The sequence below is a fragment of the Dellaglioa sp. L3N genome, from assembly GCF_054941095.1.
Genome location: NZ_CM142928.1, coordinates 921,618 through 942,555, shown reverse-complemented (window position 1 = coordinate 942,555; position 20,938 = coordinate 921,618). Strand labels below are relative to the sequence as shown.

General features: G+C 34.1%; 18 protein-coding genes, 1 pseudogene and 1 riboswitch. Of the genes and pseudogenes, 18 read left to right on the top strand and 1 reads right to left on the bottom strand.

Annotated features, from left to right (window positions below; all coding sequences use genetic code 11):
- Window positions 1–165 precede the first annotated feature (165 nt).
- The 5 genes from dnaG to pepT all read left to right on the top strand — a co-directional run bounded on the left by dnaG (window position 166) and on the right by pepT (window position 6,067).
- A complete protein-coding gene (gene dnaG, locus ACVPPR_RS04760) occupies window positions 166–2,019 on the top strand; it encodes a DNA primase (RefSeq protein WP_462303767.1) in 1,854 nt (617 codons plus the stop codon).
- Window positions 2,020–2,033: 14 nt separating this feature from the next.
- Window positions 2,034–3,173 carry an RNA polymerase sigma factor RpoD gene (gene rpoD / locus ACVPPR_RS04755; protein ID WP_462296836.1) on the top strand — a complete coding sequence of 380 codons (1,140 nt, stop codon included), beginning with the start codon at window positions 2,034–2,036 and terminating at the stop codon, window positions 3,171–3,173.
- 96 nt (window positions 3,174–3,269) lie between these two features.
- Entirely contained in the window at window positions 3,270–3,965 is a 696-nt protein-coding gene (locus ACVPPR_RS04750) for a tRNA (adenine(22)-N(1))-methyltransferase (RefSeq protein WP_462303766.1), read from the top strand.
- Window positions 3,962–4,771 (top strand): Nif3-like dinuclear metal center hexameric protein, encoded by an 810-nt coding sequence (locus ACVPPR_RS04745; protein WP_462303765.1) that lies wholly within the window; start codon window positions 3,962–3,964, stop codon window positions 4,769–4,771. The genes ACVPPR_RS04750 and ACVPPR_RS04745 overlap by 4 nt, the downstream gene beginning before the upstream one ends.
- Window positions 4,772–4,816: 45 nt before the next feature.
- On the top strand, window positions 4,817–6,067 hold the full coding sequence (gene pepT / locus ACVPPR_RS04740) for a peptidase T (RefSeq protein ID WP_462303764.1): 1,251 nt from the start codon (window positions 4,817–4,819) through the stop codon (window positions 6,065–6,067).
- Between the two features lie 50 nt (window positions 6,068–6,117).
- On the opposite strand, the gene ACVPPR_RS04735 is transcribed toward pepT, so the two are convergent.
- Window positions 6,118–6,306, bottom strand: a complete 189-nt coding sequence (locus tag ACVPPR_RS04735) for a YjzD family protein (RefSeq protein WP_462296832.1) — start codon at window positions 6,304–6,306, stop codon at window positions 6,118–6,120.
- 132 nt (window positions 6,307–6,438) lie between these two features.
- Here ACVPPR_RS04735 and dnaE point away from each other — a divergent pair, with 132 nt between their 5' ends.
- The 13 genes and pseudogenes from dnaE (at window position 6,439) to ACVPPR_RS04670 (ending at window position 20,916) form a co-directional block, all read left to right on the top strand.
- Entirely contained in the window at window positions 6,439–9,759 is a 3,321-nt protein-coding gene (dnaE, locus tag ACVPPR_RS04730) for a DNA polymerase III subunit alpha (protein ID WP_462303763.1), read from the top strand.
- A 112-nt stretch (window positions 9,760–9,871) separates the two neighbouring features.
- Window positions 9,872–10,840 (top strand): 6-phosphofructokinase, encoded by a 969-nt coding sequence (gene pfkA, locus ACVPPR_RS04725; protein ID WP_462296830.1) that lies wholly within the window; start codon window positions 9,872–9,874, stop codon window positions 10,838–10,840.
- 57 nt (window positions 10,841–10,897) lie between these two features.
- A pseudogene (gene pyk, locus ACVPPR_RS04720) lies at window positions 10,898–12,686 on the top strand (pyruvate kinase).
- Between the two features lie 180 nt (window positions 12,687–12,866).
- Window positions 12,867–13,781 (top strand): CvfB family protein, encoded by a 915-nt coding sequence (locus tag ACVPPR_RS04715; RefSeq protein WP_462303762.1) that lies wholly within the window; start codon window positions 12,867–12,869, stop codon window positions 13,779–13,781.
- A gap of 13 nt (window positions 13,782–13,794) precedes the next feature.
- The gene (locus ACVPPR_RS04710) at window positions 13,795–14,256 is read left to right on the top strand and encodes a Fur family transcriptional regulator (protein ID WP_462297042.1); all 462 of its coding nucleotides are present in this window, start codon (window positions 13,795–13,797) and stop codon (window positions 14,254–14,256) included.
- A gap of 88 nt (window positions 14,257–14,344) precedes the next feature.
- Window positions 14,345–14,713: an N-acetyltransferase gene (locus ACVPPR_RS04705; RefSeq protein WP_462296966.1), complete on the top strand. Its 369-nt coding sequence runs from the start codon at window positions 14,345–14,347 to the stop codon at window positions 14,711–14,713.
- Window positions 14,697–15,449 carry a segregation and condensation protein A gene (locus ACVPPR_RS04700; protein WP_462303761.1) on the top strand — a complete coding sequence of 251 codons (753 nt, stop codon included), beginning with the start codon at window positions 14,697–14,699 and terminating at the stop codon, window positions 15,447–15,449. Before ACVPPR_RS04705 ends, ACVPPR_RS04700 begins: the two co-directional genes overlap by 17 nt.
- 17 nt (window positions 15,450–15,466) lie before the next feature.
- A complete protein-coding gene (gene scpB, locus ACVPPR_RS04695; RefSeq protein WP_462303760.1) occupies window positions 15,467–16,054 on the top strand; it encodes an SMC-Scp complex subunit ScpB in 588 nt (195 codons plus the stop codon).
- Between the two features lies 1 nt (window position 16,055).
- A complete protein-coding gene (locus ACVPPR_RS04690; protein WP_462296969.1) occupies window positions 16,056–16,787 on the top strand; it encodes a pseudouridine synthase in 732 nt (243 codons plus the stop codon).
- A 51-nt stretch (window positions 16,788–16,838) separates the two neighbouring features.
- A riboswitch (FMN riboswitch) is annotated at window positions 16,839–16,963 on the top strand.
- Window positions 16,964–17,082: 119 nt separating this feature from the next.
- Window positions 17,083–17,667, top strand: a complete 585-nt coding sequence (locus ACVPPR_RS04685; RefSeq protein ID WP_462296970.1) for an ECF transporter S component — start codon at window positions 17,083–17,085, stop codon at window positions 17,665–17,667.
- A gap of 70 nt (window positions 17,668–17,737) precedes the next feature.
- The gene (locus tag ACVPPR_RS04680) at window positions 17,738–18,763 is read left to right on the top strand and encodes a helix-turn-helix domain-containing protein (protein ID WP_462303759.1); all 1,026 of its coding nucleotides are present in this window, start codon (window positions 17,738–17,740) and stop codon (window positions 18,761–18,763) included.
- A complete protein-coding gene (locus ACVPPR_RS04675) occupies window positions 18,760–20,211 on the top strand; it encodes a RecQ family ATP-dependent DNA helicase (RefSeq protein WP_462303758.1) in 1,452 nt (483 codons plus the stop codon). The genes ACVPPR_RS04680 and ACVPPR_RS04675 overlap by 4 nt, the downstream gene beginning before the upstream one ends.
- Before the next feature lie 57 nt (window positions 20,212–20,268).
- On the top strand, window positions 20,269–20,916 hold the full coding sequence (locus ACVPPR_RS04670) for a LysM peptidoglycan-binding domain-containing protein (protein WP_462303757.1): 648 nt from the start codon (window positions 20,269–20,271) through the stop codon (window positions 20,914–20,916).
- The last annotated feature ends 22 nt before the right edge of the window (window positions 20,917–20,938 follow it).

Here is a 20,938-nt window from a genome sequence, read left to right as displayed (position 1 = left end):
ACTCCTATTTTTTGTTTGGTAAAAGAATAGGAATAGGCATATTTGACAAAAGTGTCTATTAGTCAGAGCTAATTGTTGTATTTATGTCAAATCAATGCTACTATTATGAGTGCTCAAAAAAGATGTCTAACTTCGTATTGTTAGTTTTGGAGGTGAATAGCTGGAATGAGAATACCCGAAAATGTCATTGAACATGTTCGAACAAGTGTGAATATTACTGATGTGATTAGTCAGTATGTCGGATTAAAAAAATCTGGTAATAATTTTATGGGTTTGTGTCCGTTCCATGAGGAAAAAACACCTTCATTTTCTGTAAGCGAAGAGAAACAAATCTTCCATTGTTTTAGTTGTGGACGAGGTGGGAATGTTTTCAAATTTTTAACCGAATTAGATGGTCTTAGTTTTCCAGAGTCGGTTAATAAAGTTGCAGAATTTGCTGGCATAGAAATGGATAGTAAATATGCGCAATCACAATTAGCTGAAACGCAGGAATCAACGGAAAATCGGCAATTAAAACAAATTCATGACGATGCGACTAAGTTATATCAACATATCTTAATGAATACAGAAATGGGTCAAAAAGCGTTAGATTATTTGCATCATCGAGGGATGACTGATGAAGACATTGCAACTTTTCAAATTGGATTTGCACCTGAAAAATCAGTTTTACAGGCTTTTTTAGATGAAAAGAAAATAGAGTATCAATTGTTACGACAATCTGGTCTATTTATTGAAAATCAAGAAGGAAAGTTGCGTGAACGATTTATTAACCGTGTCATGTTTCCAATTAGAAATCAAAATGGTCAGGTTGTTGCTTTTTCAGGTCGATTACTTGAGAAAAATAAAGAATTACCTAAATATTTAAATAGTCCTGAGACGCCCATTTTTAATAAACGAGATATTTTATTTAATTATGATTTGGCAAAAAAAGAAATTCGGACGGAAGGTAATGTTGTTCTGTTCGAAGGATTCATGGATGTTCTAGCAGCCTATCGTTCTGGTGTTAAAAATGGGGTTGCCTCTATGGGAACAAGTCTGACAAATGAACAAATTTATTTGTTGGAACGGTCAACATCACAATTAAACATTTGTTATGATGGGGATGAGCCAGGTCAAAATGCAACTAATCGTGCTTTAGATTTGTTGGCAAATCAAACAAAAATGAAGGTTGGCGTGCTGGTTATTCCTGATGGCATGGATCCAGATGAATTTGTTGCAAAAAATGGTAAAGATAAGTTTCTTGAGTTAGCTCACTCTGCTCGAGAAACAGCAATTTCGTTCAAAATGAATTTTTTGAAACGAAATCGAAATTTAAAAAATGAAAGTGAGCAAATTGACTATATTGAACAGGTTTTACAAGTTTTAACAACCATTAAAACGCCTTTTGAACAAGACATTTATATTAATCAGTTGGCTGATGATTTTAAAATTGATAAAGCAATTCTAAGACAACAACTTGTTGACTTAGTCGCTGTTCAGTCAAGAGTGCCGCAACAACAGATGAGTCAGCCTTCGAGAGTTCGGACAGATGAGCCACCTGTTGAACAACACCAAGATATCATGCGTGATGAAAAAATGGGTCGTGTGGAACGAGCTGAACGCTTATTATTGTATCGTGTACTGCATGACCATACTGCTTGGCTAAAGATTCGAGCAATTGATGGGTTTAGTTTTGTACATGATGGTTACCAGTTGATATATACGTTAGCTGAAGGCTATTTCGAAGGACATGAACAATATGAAATTGCTAGTTTCTTAGATTACTTACCAGAAGAACCTTTGAAACGCTTTGTCATGCAAATTGAACTTATGACAGTTGCGGATAACGCTTCAGAGGATGAACTTAACGATTGTGTATCAGTTATTATGAATGATTCTCCTGTTGAACGCGCTATTAGTCAAGTTCGTTCGGACCTTGCAGAGGCCAATCGGTTGGGTAATAAAGAAATGACTAATGAACTATCATTTAAATTAATTGCTTTGTATCAAAAACAACAAGTACCACGAACATCCATCTAAGGGAGGAATTATTAATGGTAAAAAAAGTAGAAAAAGTTGAAGAAGCAGAGTTTGATGAAAAAGGGTTTAAAAAAGCACAAACGAAGTTAATCAAAGCATACAAAGTTAAAAAAGAAATTAAGTATGACGATTTAACGAATGAACTAGCAACCCCATTTCATTTAGATGCTACTCGTATGGATAAATTACTTCAAAAAGTTGAAGATGCTGGTATTGCTGTTGTTGATGAAGAGGGAAACCCAAGTGAACATAGTTTAAAAGCTGCTGAAAAAGTGACTAAGAAAGCCTTAAAAGATACCTCTGCACCAACTGGTATTAAGATTAATGATCCCGTTAGAATGTATTTGAAAGAAATTGGTCGTGTTAACCTTTTAAAAGCAGAGGAAGAAGTTGCCTTAGCTTTAAAAATTGAAGAAGGCGATGAAGAGGCTAAACAAAAATTAGCAGAAGCTAATTTACGTTTAGTAGTTTCGATTGCTAAACGCTATGTTGGACGTGGAATGCAATTTCTTGATTTAATCCAAGAAGGTAACATGGGATTAATGAAGGCTGTTGAAAAATTTGATTACCGTAAAGGGTTCAAGTTCTCAACGTATGCAACATGGTGGATTAGACAAGCAATTACGCGTGCTATTGCTGATCAAGCCCGGACCATTCGAATTCCAGTTCATATGGTTGAAACAATTAATAAATTAATTCGAATTCAACGCCAATTATTGCAAGAGCTTGTTCGTGAACCTATTCCTGAAGAAATCGGTGCTGAAATGGACATGCCTGCTATGCCCGCTGAAAAAGTTCGTGAAATTTTAAAAATTGCTCAAGAACCTGTTTCATTAGAAACACCTATTGGTGAAGAAGATGATTCTCATTTGGGTGATTTTATTGAAGATCAAGATGCAACAAGTCCAGCTGACCATGCTGCTTATGAGCTCTTGAAGGAACAATTAGAAAATGTGCTTGATACATTAACTGATCGTGAAGAAAATGTCTTACGTTTGCGATTTGGTCTTGATGATGGTCGCACAAGAACGCTTGAAGAAGTTGGTAAAGTCTTTGGTGTGACGCGTGAACGTATTCGTCAAATTGAAGCTAAAGCATTACGTAAATTACGTCATCCTTCTCGTTCAAAACAATTAAAAGATTTCTTAGAATAAACAATTGAGAGCACAGTATAAAACGAAATTTGTTTTATACTGTGCTCTTTTTAGTTATAATAAGAAAGGATAATATGGAAAGAAGAGGATCAATATATGGATGCACGACATTTGTCAGATCGATTAGTTCGAGTTGCAAAATTTGTTCCAAAAAATGCAAGATTAGCTGATATTGGCTCAGATCATGCTTATTTACCTGCTTATTTAGCCATTAATAAAATAATTTCATATGCAGTTGCTGGTGAAGTTGCTAAAGGCCCCTATGAAAATGCCGTAACAGAAATTAATAAAGAGCGGCTAGATCATATGATTATGCCAAGATTGGCGAATGGGTTAAAGGCAATTAAACCAAGTGATAATATCGATACGATTACAATTGCAGGGATGGGTGGCCCTTTAATTAAAACGATTTTCACCGCTGATTTAGAAAAATTAATGGGTGTACGGCGATTAATTATTCAACCTAATGTTGGACAAGCATTAATACGTGAATGGTTAATGAATAATTCGTATCAAATTATCGATGAGGATATTGTTGAAGATGATCATCATGTCTATGAGATTATTGTGGCCGAAAAAGTTAGTGATAAAATAACCTATTCTGCATTAGATTTGAAATATGGGCCAAAATTAAGAATGGACCAAAGTGATGTGTTTAAAATGAAATGGCAAAAGCAAATGAAAAAGAAACGGGAAGTTTTAAAACATTTTGCAGCTGCTACTGAAGTTCCCTTGGCTAAAAAAGATGTTTTAGAGTCTGAAATAAAAGAAATTGAGGAGATGCTTAAATGACCAAAATACTTGATTTAATTAATCGGTTTGAAGCATTTGCTCCCAAAAGTATGGCTGAAACAGGTGATCCAGTTGGTCTGCAGTTGGGGAATTTGAACAATGATGTTACTAAGGTGATGACAACGTTAGATGTCCGTCCAGAAGTTGTTCAAGAAGCGATTGATAATAAGGTTGATTTAATTTTTGCGCATCATCCATTAATGTTTAGACCAGCTAAAAATTTGGACACCACAAATCCTCAAAATAAAATGTATGCAGACTTGTTGCGCCATAATATAACTGTTTATGCAGCGCATACTAATTTGGATAATGTTTCTGGTGGCATGAATGATTGGTTGGCAGAACAATTGGGATTACAAGAAACGGTACCATTGGTACATACAAATAGTGCGGGTTATGGGATGGGGCGTGTCGGAAAATTAGCTGAGCCAATGACGGTGGCTGAGTTTTCTGACTACTGTAAGCAACAATTTCATTTAAGCGGCTTACGAATTATTTCGAATGATTTAGCACAATCAGTTCAACGGATTGCTGTCCTAGGAGGTGATGGTGGTAAATTCTATCATGAAGCCATTAAAAATCAAGCAGATGTCTATGTGACAGGCGATATTTATTACCATACAGCTCATGATATGTTGGCTGAAGGCCTAACAGCTATCGATCCAGGACATCATATTGAAAGTATCTGTAAAGGCCAACTTAAATGGTTATTTGAAGAATGGAATGTAGAAAATAAATGGCAAATTGAAATAATTGCATCAGCCCTTAATACAGATCCATTTCAGTTTATTTCAGTTCAAAATTAGAGTATGATTAGAGATATTAAATAAACTATTAGGAGATAAGCTGCTATGACAAAATATGAAGAATTAATTCCACGTTTTATTAAGTATGTAAAAACGGAAACGCGCTCTGATGAAAATTCAAAAACGACTCCTTCAACTCAAACTCAGGTTGATTTTGCAAAAGAATTAAAAAAGGAACTTTTGGAAATTGGATTAGCTGATGCACGTATTTCTGAAAAAAGTGGGTACGTTTTAGCAACGCTACCAAGTAATTTAGAAAATGGTGAAGAAGTTAAAGCGGTTGGATTTATTTCACATATGGATACAGCTGCATTTACGGCAGAAGGTGTTAAGCCACAATTCGTTGAAAATTATGATGGTGAATCTGATATTAATCTTGATGATGAAGGTAAATTTAAATTAACCGTTAAAGAATTTCCAAATTTAAAGAATTATAAAGGGAACACATTGATTACAACAGATGGGTCAACATTATTAGGTTCTGATGATAAATCTGGTGTAGCTGAAATTATAACAGCTGTAGCTTACTTAGTAGCGCATCCTGAAGTTAAGCATGGTGATATCAAAGTTGGTATTGGACCTGATGAAGAAATTGGTGTTGGGGCTGATAAATTTGACGTAAAAGATTTCGGAGCCGACTTAGCTTATACGGTTGATGGTGGACCATTAGGCGAGCTAGAATATGAAACGTTTAATGCTGCTCAAGCAGTTATTTCAATTCAAGGTAAAGAAGTGCATCCAGCGACCGCTAAAGGTGTTTTAATTAATGCCATTAAACTTGCTAACCAATTTGATGCTTTGTTACCACAAGATGAAGTACCTGAAAAAACGGAAGGACGAGAGGGATTTTATCATTTAGTTTCTCTAGATGGAACCGTTGATGAAGCAAAAATGGTTTATATTATTCGTGATCATGACCGTCAAAAATTTGAAGATCGTAAGAAATTTATGTTGTCAATTGCTGATAAAATGAATGCAGGTTTTGATACCGAACGTGTGACAATTGATATGGCTGATCAATACTATAATATGCGTGAAGTGATTGAGAAGGACATGACTGTTGTGAATGTTGCTAAACAAGTCATGGAAAACTTATCAATTAAACCAGATATTTATCCGGTACGTGGTGGGACTGATGGCTCTAAAATTTCATTTATGGGACTACCAACGCCAAACTTGTTTGCTGGTGCAGAAAATATGCATGCACGATTTGAGTTTGTTTCCATTGAAACAATGGAAAAAGCAACGGATGTTGTGCTAGAAATTATCAAATTAGTGTCTGAAGAAACCAAATAATAAATTTTAAGACAAATAAAAAAAGATAAACTAATTTAGTTTATCTTTTTTTATTTGTCAGATTTAGGATCTTTGATAATGGCGTAAAGACAGTTCACAGCAATTAAGCCAGTGACTGCGAATACAATACCGATTAATAAAACTGGTGCAAATGTTGTACCAGTTAGTGAACTTACGATATAACCGATTACTTCACCAAAAATGAAGCCCCAAAAAAGAATTGTTAATTGTTTCATCATAGAACAACACCTCACATTCAAAGATAAGTTTAGCACAAATAATTATTTTTGCAAAAGCTTTTTGACGTCTATTGGGTATTGGTAAAAAGTTTTGTATAATAGCATTAATAGATACTTGAGAGGGGGTTAATTATGTTTGTTCCATTAAAGGTTAAAAGTTCATTTAGTTTACTACAAAGTACAACCAAGATTAATGATCTGGTGCAAAATGCTAAGAGTAAAGGGTATAGCGCACTTGCTTTAACGGATAATAATACATTGTACGGTGCGATTGATTTTTATAATGCTTGTCGAAAAGCTGGAATCAAACCAATCATCGGACTGACATTAGATATTTCCGGTTTAGTTGAAACTGAACATGAATATGAATTAACTTTTATTGCAAAAAATAAACAGGGTTACCAGAATTTAATGCAACTATCAACGTTAAAGATGACATTAAGCGAGGGGTCATTAACATGGGATAAATTAGTAAACTATTTAGATGGATTATTCATGCTATCTCCCAGTGAAAAAAGTGAATTTAGTTATTTAATTCAACAAAGTCAGATTTCTGATGCTAAAGAATTATTAACCAAATACCAAAATTTAATTGGCTCAGAAAATGTCCGGGTGGGGCTATCTCACTTGATGGATACGATTACGGCACAGTCTATTAAAGCTTTAGTAAGTGACTTTGATATGCGAGTTATCGCTTTAGATGAAGTGACTTATTTGGAACCTGAAAACCAATTTGATGTGGAGGTTCTTCAGGCAATTAATGATGGCGCAACGATTTCAGCTGATAGAATTGCAGAACAGCCGTTGGGCGTGTATTCGTTAAGAAATCCCGAAGAAATAACAAAAGAATATCAAGAATTATCAATGGTAGAGGCTATCCAAGAAACACAAAATGTAGCCGACGAAACGGCACTAGAATTAACATTTTCACAACCCAAATTGCCCGAGTATCCATTGCCAGATAATGAGACGGCACATAGTTATTTAAGAAAACTTTGCATTTCTGGATTGCATTCACGATTTCCAAATGGTGTCTCTGAAGAATATAAGCAAAGATTGAATCTCGAACTGAGCGTGATTCAAAAAATGGGATTTGAAGATTATTTTTTAATTGTTTGGGATATTATGAATTATGCCCATTCACAACAGATTATTACTGGTCCTGGACGAGGGTCATCAGCTGGTTCACTGACGGCCTATACATTGACTATTACAGATGTCGATCCAATTGAATATAACTTGTTATTTGAGCGTTTTTTAAATTCAAAACGTGTTCAAATGCCGGATATTGATTTAGATATACCAGATGATAAACGGGGGATGATTCTGGATTACTTACATCAGAAATATGGTCATTATCATATGGCTCAAATTATTACCTTCGGGACAATGGCGGCTAAGCAAGCTTTAAGGGATGTTGGCCGCGTATTTGGTATTTCGCCTTTTGAAATGAAAGCTTGGAGTGAAGCAATTCCTAGTGTTTTGAAAATTACATTGACGGATGCATTGACGCAATCACAAAAGTTACGTAATTTAGTGAATGATAGTCCTAAAAATAAAGGTATTTTTACCGTTGCGCAACATATTGAAGGCATTCCGAGACATTATTCGACGCATGCTGCGGGAGTCGTCCTGAGTCAAATTGATTTACGTGAAGTTGCTCCGTTGCAAAATGGGAGTGATGATATCTTACTGACGCAGTATTCTAAAGATTTAGTTGAAAATGTTGGGTTATTAAAAATTGATATTTTAGGGTTACGTAATTTAAATATTTTGGACCAAGCCGTAACCCAAGTTAAAAAAAATTATCAAGCCGATTTTAATCCAGCCCTCGTTAATTTAGAGGACGAGAAAACGTTAGCTCTTTTTAGAGCAGGTGATACGTCTGGCGTTTTTCAATTTGAATCAAGTGGTATTAAAAATGTTTTGAAAAAATTGCAACCAACCTCTTTCGAGGATGTTGCTGCGGTCAATGCATTGTATCGACCGGGCCCCATGGAGAATATTGATACATTTATTGCCCGGAAGCATGGCCTTGAGAAAATAACATTTCCGGATGATAGCTTGAAACAAATTCTTGAACCTACTTATGGGGTATTAGTGTATCAGGAACAAGTCATGCAAGTTGCATCAAAAATGGGTAATTTCACGTTGGGTGAAGCCGACTTGCTTCGTCGAGCAATGAGTAAAAAGAAAAAAGTAATTATTGATGAAATGCGAACACAGTTTATTAATGGGGCACAGGATAACGGCATTCAAGAGAATGTGGCTAAGACGGTTTATAGTTATATTGAACAATTTGCTAATTATGGATTTAATCGGTCACATGCCGTTGCCTACAGTAAGATTGCATTTCAGTTGGCCTATATCAAGGCGAATTTTTCGGCCGCATTTTTTGAAGCCATTTTAAATTCTGTGGGTAACAATCCACAAAAGATAAAAGATTATTTGGTAGAAGCTAAGCAGTATCATGTAACCATTAAATTACCTGATATAAACGTGAGTGAATTTGGCTTTAGTTTGAAGAAAAATGTTGTCTTATTTGGGTTAAGTAGTGTAAAAGGACTTAGAAAAGATTTTATTGAACATATTATTACATTACGACAAGAAGCACCTTTTACAGATTTTCAAGCTTTCTTACATCGCATAGATAAGAAGTATTTGAATGAGGCTAATATATCAGCGCTCATTTATTCCGGTTGCTTTGATCATTTTGAATATAATCGTGCTGAGTTAATTAGTGCTTTACCAGAATTAATTAGTAGTATTGATTTAAGTGGGAATAATACTAATTTGTTTGAATTATTAACCCCTAAGATTGTGAGACAATCAAATTTTCCATTAATGTTTCGTTTAGAAAAAGAAGCTCAATATTTGGGGGCTTACCTGTCAGGGCATCCTGTTGAAAAATATCGTAAACAATTAAGTCAAAGTAACTTACAAAAAATTTCAGAGATATCTGAAAAAAAACGTGTCACTATTTTGGTTAACCTTACGAGAGTTAAAGTTATTCGAACAAAAAAAGGGCAACAAATGGCTTTTGTGAATGGCTCTGATGAAACAAGTGAGATTGATTTAACGCTATTTCCTGATTTATTTCGACAAAAGGAATTTTTGCTTGAAAAGAATAAAATTGTTGTTGTGTCAGGGGATGTTGAAACAAGCAGAGGATTACAAGTTATTGTTAAAAAAATAGATTTAGTAGATGACTATATTAAACAAGCGACACACAAAAAATGGTTTTTAAAAATTGCTAAAACAACAACTAATGAAAAAATTGAAGAATTAATGCAACTAATGAAAATGCGTTTGGGGCAGACACCAGTTATTTTGTACTATGAAAAAGACAATCGTAAAATTAGTTTGGATAGAACTTATTGGTTAAGGGATGACGAAGAAACGCATACAGCGCTTACAAGTATGTTGGGTTCTGAAAATGTTGTCATTAAGTAATTTATTCTTGAAAATACTGGAAAGTATTTTCACATTTAACAAGACAACTTTTCTGAAAAGTGTTAATATAGTGAGTGAAATATGTACTTAAATTACTTATTGAGGTGAAGAAATGAAACGCATTGGTATTTTAACAAGTGGTGGAGATGCGCCAGGTATGAACGCTTCAGTTCGTGCCGTTGCACGTCGTGTAATAGGTGAAGGATTAGAAGCATACGGTATTAATTATGGTTTTGCTGGCTTAGTTGCTGGGGACATTCATAAAATTGAATACGCTGACGTTGATGATGTTATTCAACGTGGTGGGACAATGTTATACTCAGCTCGTTATCCTGAATTTGCAACTGCTGAAGGACAATTAAAAGGTATCGAACAACTTAAAAAATTCGGTATTGATGCTTTAGTTGTTATCGGTGGGGATGGTTCATATCATGGTGCTCTAGCACTCACAAAACGTGGATTTAACGCTGTTGGTATCCCAGGAACAATTGATAATGATATTCCTGATACAGATTTCACAGTTGGATTTGATACAGCTGTTAACACAGCTCTTGATGCAATTGATCGTATTCGCGATACTGCTCGTTCACATCAACGGACATTTATCGTTGAAGTAATGGGTAGAAATGCTGGAGATATTGCTTTATGGGCTGGTATTGCTGGTGGTGCTGACGTTATTGTTATTCCTGAAAAAGGGTATAACATGCAAGAAATTGCAGATAAACTTAACAGTAATCGTGAGCATGGCAAGGATTCAGGAATTATCGTTTTAGCTGAAGGTGTCATGGGTGCTAGCGCTTTTGCTGCCGAATTAGACACATATGGTAATTTCGAAACACGTGTGACTATTTTGGGCCATACACAACGTGGTGGTGTACCAACTGCCAAAGATCGTGTCTTAGCAAGTCGTTTTGGTGATTATGCTGTTCAGCTTCTTATGGAAGGTAAGGGCGGTTTAGCTATTGGTATCAAAGACAACAAATTAGTTGCCGAAGATATTATTGCAACGCTTGAAGAACATAAACATCATACAGATTTAAGCCTTTTAGACTTAAACGCACGACTATCAACACCAAGATAATATAAGACTGTTATTGTTCTTTATAAATAATAAGTAAACTAAGAGGAGATCATAATAATGAAAAAAACTAAAATCGTAAGTACACTTGGTCCAGCCAGTTCAGACCTTGACACAATTGTTAAGTTAATTGAAGCCGGTGCTAATGTTTTCCGTTTCAACTTTTCTCATGGTGACCATGAAGAACATTTAGGTCGTATGACATTAGTTCATGAAGCAGAAAAAATTACTGGTAAAATGGTTGGTATCATGCTTGATACTAAAGGTGCAGAAATCCGTACTACTGTTCAAAAAGAAGGTAAAATTAGCTTTGAAATTAACGATGTTGTTCGTATTTCAATGGATGATTCTCTTGAAGGAACACATGAAAAGATTGCTGTTACTTACCCAGGTTTGATTGAAGATGTTCATGTTGGAGGCCATGTATTATTTGATGATGGTCTTATCGATATGAGAATTGATGAAATCGATACAGCTGCTAACGAATTAGTAACAACTGTTATGAATGCCGGTCGTTTAGGTTCACGTAAAGGTGTTAACGCTCCTGGTGTATCAATTAACTTACCTGGTATTACTGAAAAAGATTCAGATGATATTCGTTTTGGTTTAGATCACAAAATTGATTTCATCGCTGCAAGTTTTGTACGTAAACCAGCTGATGTTTTAGATATCCGTGCTTTACTTGAAGAAAAAGGGATGGAACATGTTCAAATCTTCCCTAAAATTGAATCACAAGAAGGTATCGATAATATTGATGCCATCATGGAAGTTTCTGAAGGTTTAATGGTTGCCCGTGGTGATATGGGTGTTGAAATTCCTGCTGAAAATGTTCCTTTAGTTCAAAAAGACTTAATTAAAAAATGTAACGCTTTGGGCAAACCAGTTATTACTGCTACTCAAATGCTTGATTCAATGCAAGAAAACCCACGTCCTACACGTGCTGAAGCTTCTGATGTTGCTAATGCCGTATTTGATGGAACAGATGCAACAATGCTTTCAGGTGAAAGTGCTAATGGTGACTACCCTGTAGAATCAGTTGCAACAATGGCTCGTATTGATGAAAAAACTGAAAATGCATTACGTGCACATGGTTCATTTGTTTTAAATGAATTTAGCAAAAATGATGTTACTGAAACTATTGGTCGTGCTGTTGCTGAAACAGCTGATAGCTTAGGTATTAAAACAATCATCGCTGCTACAAAATCTGGTCAAACTGCACGTATGATTTCTAAATACCGTCCTGATTCAGATATTTTAGCTATTACATTTGACGAACAAACACGTCATGGTTTATCAGTTAACTGGGGTGTTCACCCAATTATCGCTGAAAAACCAGCATCAACAGATGCATTGTTTAGCTTAGCAACTGAAAAAGCTAAAGAATTAGGTTTTGCTAAAAAAGGCGACCTTATCTTGATTACTGCTGGTCTTCCAGTTGGTGAAAAAGGAACAACAAACAGTTTGAAAGTTCAATTAGTAGACTAATTACATGGAGATTCAAGCAATTGGATCAAAATTAGTTAGCGGTCAAGGTATTGGTGATGCAATAATTATTGGTAAAACAGTGATTGTAAGTTCTGCAGTTGATGCCAGTCAAAAAATTGTTGAGAGTTCTGTTTTAGTCGCGAAAACGATTAATGAAGATTACTTACCAGCAATTGAGAGAGCAAGTGCTTTAATCGTTGAAGATGGTGGTCTCGTTTCGTATGCAGCAATTATGGGTGTATCTATTGGTATTCCTGTTATTGTTGGTGCAAAAAATGCGACCCAATTAATCACGAATGAAGAAATTGTGACAATTGATTCGCGGCATGGTGTTGTTTACTATGGTGCGTTAAACATTAGTTAAATTTTAAACTGGAAAAAGTGGTTAGACTTAAAGTCTAATCGCTTTTTTTATTACACGATATTTCTATTCAAGTGGCTATTAAACCTAATATCAGGTAAAATATAAGTATATGATAATTTTACAAGCGCGGATAAGTTAGATATAAAATAAATAATGTTGTTTTTTGAAATGGAGAAATAAATGAGCTCAATAATGGGACAAGTAGTAACTGCAATGGTAACTGATGAGAATGATACAGAGTTTTTAGTACAAAAAGATGGTATGACAATGCATTTATTAAAAGACGAAAAAAATAGTCAATTAACAAATGGGTCGATGGTCAAAGGATTTGTTTATGAGAACGAAGGCCATGATTTAAGTTTATCAACAACGATTCCTAGAGCTGGTATTGATCAATATGCTTTTGGTGACGTTGTCAAAGTCAGAAGAGATTTAGGTGTTTTCGTTGATATTGGGTTACCAGATAAAGATGTAGTCGTATCGTTAGATGATTTACCAGAAATGCGATCACTTTGGCCAAAGGCTGGGGATCGCTTAATGGTCGGACTTAAAATTGATTCTAAGGATCGTATTTGGGGTGATGTTGCGGATGAAGAGATGTTCCGTGAAATTGCTAAAAAACCTGATGATTCATTAAAAAATCAAAATATGACATTTACAGTTATTCGTTTAAAGATGATTGGGACATTTGTTATTACTGATGATGACTATCTAGGATTTATTCATCCATCTGAACGTTTTAATGAACCTCGATTAGGGCAAGTGTTAGATGGCCGAGTAATCGGGATTAGAACGGATGGGACAATTAACTTATCTATTAAGCCACGCGCGTATGAAGCAATTAGTGACGATGCAGCAATGTTAGTTGCTGCATTAAGCCATAATGATGAACAAAAATTGCCCTTTACTGATAAGAGTAATCCAGACGATATTAAAGAATATTTTGGTATTAGTAAAGGCCAATTTAAAAGAGCAGTTGGTCATTTATTAAAGGGACGTTATGTTAAACAAGAAGATGGCGAACTTATTTTAATAAAAATGCCTGAGGAACTTGAAAATAAGGCTGAGGAATCAGTTGACGATATAGATAATTAATAGATAGCGAGGGATTCTGGTGGATAAGGCACAACAAATTAAATTAATTGAAAATAAAATTCACCAGTCTAACTTTAAATTGACACCTCAGCGTCAGGCTATTATATCTGTTATTTTTGAACATTCGAATGAACATCTTAGCCCAGAAGAAATTTTTGTTTTGGTTAAAAAAGTATCATCTGAGATTGGATTAGCAACAGTCTATCGAACGTTAGATGTATTGGTCGAATTAAATATCATTGATAAAATAGCTTTTGAAGATGGTATGGCTAGATATGATTTAACAATAAATGATAAACAACATTTTCATCATCATCTCTTGTGTACGCAATGTGGTTCAATTGAAGAAATTCATGAAGATTTATTAGAGGATGTTGAAAGATTGGTTACGCAACAATTTCATTTTTTAGTGACGGATCATAGGTTAACTTTTCATGGAATCTGTATGAATTGTCAGAGAAAATCAAAAGAATAAACCACGGATTTGACATAACTATTATCAATTTCTAAGATTCGAATGATAATAGATGCCGTAAAAATGTCGTGTATAGAGGAGAACGCTAATGCTTATTAAGTATAAGAATGATTATGAAAAAATTGCGATGGGCTTGTTGTCATTCATTCCTGATTTGAAAGATGTTACTAGAATTAATTCGGCAATTAGCGGTTATCAAGATTCAGATACTCGTGTCTTATATCTTTGGAAAAATGCAGATGGTAATTTCACGGGCATAGTGGGTATTGAAAATGATGGTAATGTTGTGGTAGTGCGTGCTATTTCATTGAGTCCAGATGAAAGACATAAAAAAGTTAGTTTTTTAATTTTAGACGCTGTTTTAGCGCTATATCCTGATAAGAAAATTATGGGCACAATTGATACAACAAAATTAATTGAAAAATGGGAAATACAAAAAAATGAGCCAAAATATTGAAGCAATTAGTGATGTCACACTTAAGTTAGCTTCATTCGAAGGGCCACTTGATTTGTTGTTACATTTAATTAAGGATTCTGAGATGGATATTTATGATATTCAAATTTCGGAAATAACAGATTATTATTTATCAATTATTAATCATGCTGAAAAGATGTCTTTAGAGGTGATTGGTCAATATTTAGTAATGGCATCAACTTTAATGAAAATTAAAAGTCAAATGTTATTACCAGTTGAGGTTTCCGAGATAGAAGAAACACAAATTGATCCGAGAACTGACTTGGTTAAGCAATTAATTGATTATCAAATTTTTAAAGATGCAGCTGGTGAGTTGGGTGTCAAAGCAAGTAATCGAGCAAATTATTTTTCTAAAGAACAGAGTCGTGTTCCTAAAAATGATTTTGTTAATCAGCAACTTGATATTCCTGGCTTGGATTTAGAATCACTTCAGAATGCTTTTAAAAGGGTCCTTATGAAACAAGTTAATCAGCAGCCAGTTGAAAAGAAAATTAAGGTACAACAATTTTCACTTACTGATAAAATCTTAGAAATTGAACGAATTGTGACAAATTCGATTGGTAGATTAACATTTGATGATCTTTTCGAAGATTCAATGAGGGTTGATGAAATTGTTATTACTTTTTTGGCGATATTAGAGCTTTCAAAACTGAATCAGATTGAATTAAAACAGGTTAATAGTCATGAGAATATTCAAATTTTAAAAATTGAACCATAGGTTTGTATTAGGGAGGTATGAAAGTGAGTCATTTAGCAAATATTGAAGGACTTTTATTTGTAAGTGGGGATCAAGGCATATCTTTATCAGAAATAGCCAGATTGACTGGTTTAATGAAATCAGCAGTTAAAGAGCAACTCGAAAAATTAGCGACTAAATATATAAATGATGTCGATTCTGGATTAGAATTAATTCAATATAATGATTTTTATCAATTAGTGACAAAAAAAGATTTGGCTAATTTAATCAAAGATTATTTTGATAATCCTAATTCAAGGAGACTTTCTGCTGCAGCACTAGAAACGCTAGCTATTATTGCTTATAAGCAACCTGTGACACGACTTATAGTTGATGATATTCGAGGCGTTCAGAGTTCGGGATCGTTGCAAAAGTTGGTTGCCCTAAATTTAGTTAGTGAAGGTGGGCGTCTTGATGTACCAGGGAGACCTATTTTATATAAAACAACAATACAATTTCTAAACTATTTTGGATTGACAAGCCTTAAAGAACTTCCAGACATTGATGAAAATCAGAAGTTTAATGTGGAAGTGGGTCAGCTGTTTTGGGATAGTTTTAACGAAAAATTACAAGAAAATGAGGAATAATATGGCAGAGGCAGAAAGATTACAAAAAGTTATGGCACAAGCCGGTGTTGCATCGAGAAGACAATCTGAAAAAATGATTTCGGAAGGTCACGTCAAAGTAAATGGTAAAGTTGCAGATGAGTTAGGTATCAAGGTGACAAGTGAAGATAAAATTGAAGTTGATGGGATTCGCCTGAATGAAGAGCCATTAGTATATTATTTGTTCTATAAACCAAGAGGGGTTATCTCAGCGGTTAAAGATGATAAGGATCGTAAGGTTGTGACAGATTATTTTCCAGGTGTAAGAGAAAGAATTTATCCTGTTGGCCGATTGGACTATGATACTTCTGGATTATTGTTAATGACAAATGATGGTGAATTAGCTAATAAAATGACTCATCCAAAATATAAAATAGATAAGACTTATGTTGCAAAAGTGAATGGTATTCCATCAAATGATGATTTAAAAGCTTTACGTCAAGGCATTGTTATTGATGGTAAAAAAACGGCACCCGCTCACTCAAAAATTATTTCTGCAGATAAAAATAAGCAAAAAGCAATCATTTCTTTAACAATTCATGAAGGTCGAAATCATCAAGTTAAGAATATGTTAGCAGAGGTTGGTCATCCCGTTGAAAAATTAAAACGTGAAACTTACGGTTTCTTAGATTTATATGGCTTAACTTCAAGTCAATATCGTGAACTATCTGAAGAAGAGGTTCATGCATTGAAGAGTATCGCTGATCGTAAATAGTTGTAACTCATTTTTGCATATGTTATATTCAATAACGTAATAAAATATTTGGTTCGTCTTCAGGGGCAGGGTGTAATTCCCGACCGGCGGTTATAGTCCGCGACCCACATGATATATGTGGCTGGACTGGTGAAATTCCAGTATCGACAGTTAAAGTCTGGATAAAGAAGATAGGGCTTATTTGAGTAAGTAATTTCAAATGAACTCTGTTAATCTTTGTTGATTAATAGTGTTCATTTTTTTATTTATTTAAAAGGTTCTTCATTGAAGATGGCCTTCCAGGGGGTTCTCTAGCATGAAACAATCATCAATTTTTAGAGTTGTGATTACAGCATTTTTGGCTGCAATTTCGTATGTATTAATGTTTTTTTCTTTTCCGGTAATTCCATTAATTCCGTATTTAAAAATCGATTTTAGTGATTTACCTATTTTAATTGGATTTTTTATTTTAGGTCCTTTAGGTGGTACGATGGTTGCCGTGGTTCGTTCATTATTATATCTTGTTTCAACTGGAACGGATATTGCTAGTTTGATAGGTGTTGGAACTAATTTTTTGGCATCAATGGCAGTTTCTTTTCCAACCTATTATATTCTTAAGGGGCGTAACAGCGCTAAACCGACAATTGGTAAGAGTATTCTGGCTATCTTGATAAGTACGCTGGTTTTAACCGCTGCGTTGTCTATCGCGAATTATTTCGTGATTTTACCAGTGTATTTAAATGTTATTGGTATGAATATAGGCATGTCAGTATCTAAATACGTAATTCTTGGGATTGTTCCTTTTAACATCATAAAAGGTATTTTAGTCGTTGGGTTATTTAGTATTTTATATCGCAGAATGTATGAATGGGTTCAGGTAAATAATAAAAAATATAAATAAGTATAGTATAATAATGAGGAAGAATTCTTAAAGGATTCTTCCTCATTTTGGTTTAAAAGGGTGGAAATTTATGATTGAAGATTATCTTTTACAGATGTTTCAAAAAGAACGTCGACGATCTAACGTGATTTATAGCATCATCATAGGTCGTAATACAGTCTCCAACATATATTGGGGTATGCGTTACGGATTATTAGGTTATTTTGGTATGGCACCTCGATTTTCAAATGAACGATTTCGAGTAGGTCTGTCTAAATTACAACAAAATCACTTTCTTGAAGAAAGTGATGGGCAGGTCTGTTTAACAGTACAAGGCGTAAATCGACAAAAAAAATTAAAACGAGAGTTATATCAAATTAAATTTCCTGAATTAATGAGTCGATATAAATTTAAAGAATGGGCAGAAACTTGTATTTTAGCCATTCAAGTTGTGTCTGAACTTAGTTTTGCTAATCGACATTATTATCCAATAGTGACATCTGAATTAACTAAATTTAATATTAAAAAATGGCTTTCAAAGAATGACAAAAAAAAGTTAGCTGAGCAAGTTAATTCAGAATTACATTTATTTATTCAGAAAATCGATGTGAATGCTGAATTAATTTTTATGAATAAATTAATAGGACACCAACTTAATGGATTAACTGATCAACAATTGGCGATTGAGTTGGAGCTTTCAGAAATAGAGATTCAATTAATTTATCGAGATACAATGAATTTTTTTGCGAGTTGGGTTGAACAACAGAAACAAAGTGTATTTAAAGAGTTGGTACAACTGGTTCGTAAAACGGGAATTATTTCTGAAAGTGCAAAAGATACGATGAGATTAGTTGATATGGGGTTATCTATTGATGATATTGCTAGAAGAAGAAATTTAAAAAAAAGTACAATTAATGAGCATTTGCTTGAACTAGCGATGCTTAGCGATGTATTTCCGTTCGATATTTTTTTAACTAAAAAAATAAGTGATGATTTAACCGAGGTAATGGGGAAAAATATTGATCGATTACCTTTTCAAAAAATACAAAATCAGTTACCTGATATGACTTTTTTTAATTATCGTTTGTATCAAATTTATAGGAGCAAAACAGAATGACCAAAATTAACTTAAAAGAAAAATTAACTGAATATTTTGGATTTGATTCGTTTATGATGGGTCAGGAAGAAACAATTGAAACAATTCTCTCTGGGCAAGATACATTATCAATATTGCCTACGGGGACTGGAAAATCATTATGTTATCAATTAGCGGGGTATCTTATGAATGGAACAACGGTTATTGTCTCGCCGTTATTATCGTTAATTCAGGATCAAGTTAGTCAATTTAATTTTCGCGGTAATGAGACGGCTATTGGCCTAACATCGCTATTGAGTTATTCTGAAAAAAAATATGTGTTAAAAAATATTCAATCTTATAAGTTTGTGTATTTATCTCCTGAAATGTTAAGTCAAACTGAGGTTATAAATGTGCTTAAAAAGATTGATGTTTCTTTGTTCGTCGTGGATGAAGCGCATTGTATTTCAACTTGGGGACCCGATTTTAGACCTGATTATTTAAATTTGAATCATGCGATTACTGAACTTGGTTCACCTCGCGTATTAGCGCTGACAGCCACGGCTACCCCACAAATTCAAGATGATATTGTGGGACAATTAAAAATAGCAAATCGGCATTTTTATAAAGTTATTAAGTCGGTTAATCGAGATAATATTTTTTTAAGTGTCATAAAAGTGGCTAATGAGCTTGAAAAAAATGAGCAATTAATACAGTTATTAAATAAAATCGAGGGTGTTGGTATTGTTTATTTTTCAAGTAAGAAGAAAGCTAATGAAATATCTGACTTGATCAATAAACAAACTGGATTAAAATCAGAACCTTATCATGCAGATTTGACAGATATGGCGAGATATACGGTACAGCAACAGTTTATGACGAATCAAATTGATGTTATTTGTGCGACAAGTGCTTTTGGTATGGGCATCAATAAAAAGGATATTAGATATGTCATCCATTATCATATGCCTGCTGATTTTGAAAGCTACGTTCAGGAGTTTGGTCGAGCCGGCCGAGATGGTCAGCAAAGTATAGCAATTATTTTTTCACAGGCTAATGATCTGTTCTTGCAAAGAGGGTTGATTGATTTAACAATTCCAGATACTGATTTTATTAGAACTTATTTTAAAAAACATAAAGAATTAGTAGGCCTTGGGGAAGAAAAAGGTAAACTGTTGGATTATTATTATGAAAATCACGATTCAGTTGAAAAAGTTCAATTGCTTTTTAAACAAAGAAAAATGGAAAAAGAACTAGGATTGCAAGATATGGTAACGTTTATTGATTCTAGCCAATGTCGAAAGCAACAAATTTTGAAGCATTTTGGAGAATCAAAAGTAGTGGCACACAATGAAGCGTGTTGCTCAATCATTTTTAATGAGTCTATCCTTCAGCAAATTGGATTAGAAAAAAAGAACGATAAAATTGATAATAAACGACTAATTCAAGCAACAGATACGATTATTTCTAAATTGTTTCAATTATCTTGAGAATAATTTGGATTGTTATGGTAAAATAATGATAATTGTTTTTAGGAGGATTGAAAATTGAGTGATAAAAAAGATAATTCAGAGAAAAAGCCTTGGGAAAAGTCGTTTGAAGATGATAGAGACGATGATGGGAATTATTCTCGATCAGCAAATAGGCGCAAAAGTAAGAATAGTTCGTTATTAACTACGGGGTTATTAGTTGTTTTTGTTGCTATTATTATCGGAACAATTGGGTTTTATATTGTTGAAAGTAATAAAGTTTATCAACCATCAGATGCAACAACTAGTGAGCGTTCTTCAAGCAAGAAGACAGTAACTAAGACGGATAATGTAACAAGTTCCAAATCTAAGTCTAAATCTAATTCCAAAGCTAAATCAGAATCGAAAGCCAAAGTAAGTTCTGAATCAAAGGCTAAGGCTAGCTCAGAATCAAGAGCAAAGGTAAAAGCTGAATCAAAAGCAAAGGAAGAATCGAAAGCTAAAGCAATTTCTGAATCTGCATCTAGTTCTGAATCTGCATCTAGTACAAGTTCAGCAAGTTCTTCAAGCACATCTTCAAAATCATATGTGACTGTTGAAGCAGGACAAGGGTTATATCGTGTTGCGGTAAACAATGGTTTAAGTGTAAGTGGCCTTTTGCAATTGAATCCTGGCTTAACTGCTGATTCAGCAATTACTGCAGGACAAAAATTAAGAGTTAAATAATAGATATGGATTGATTAAATAT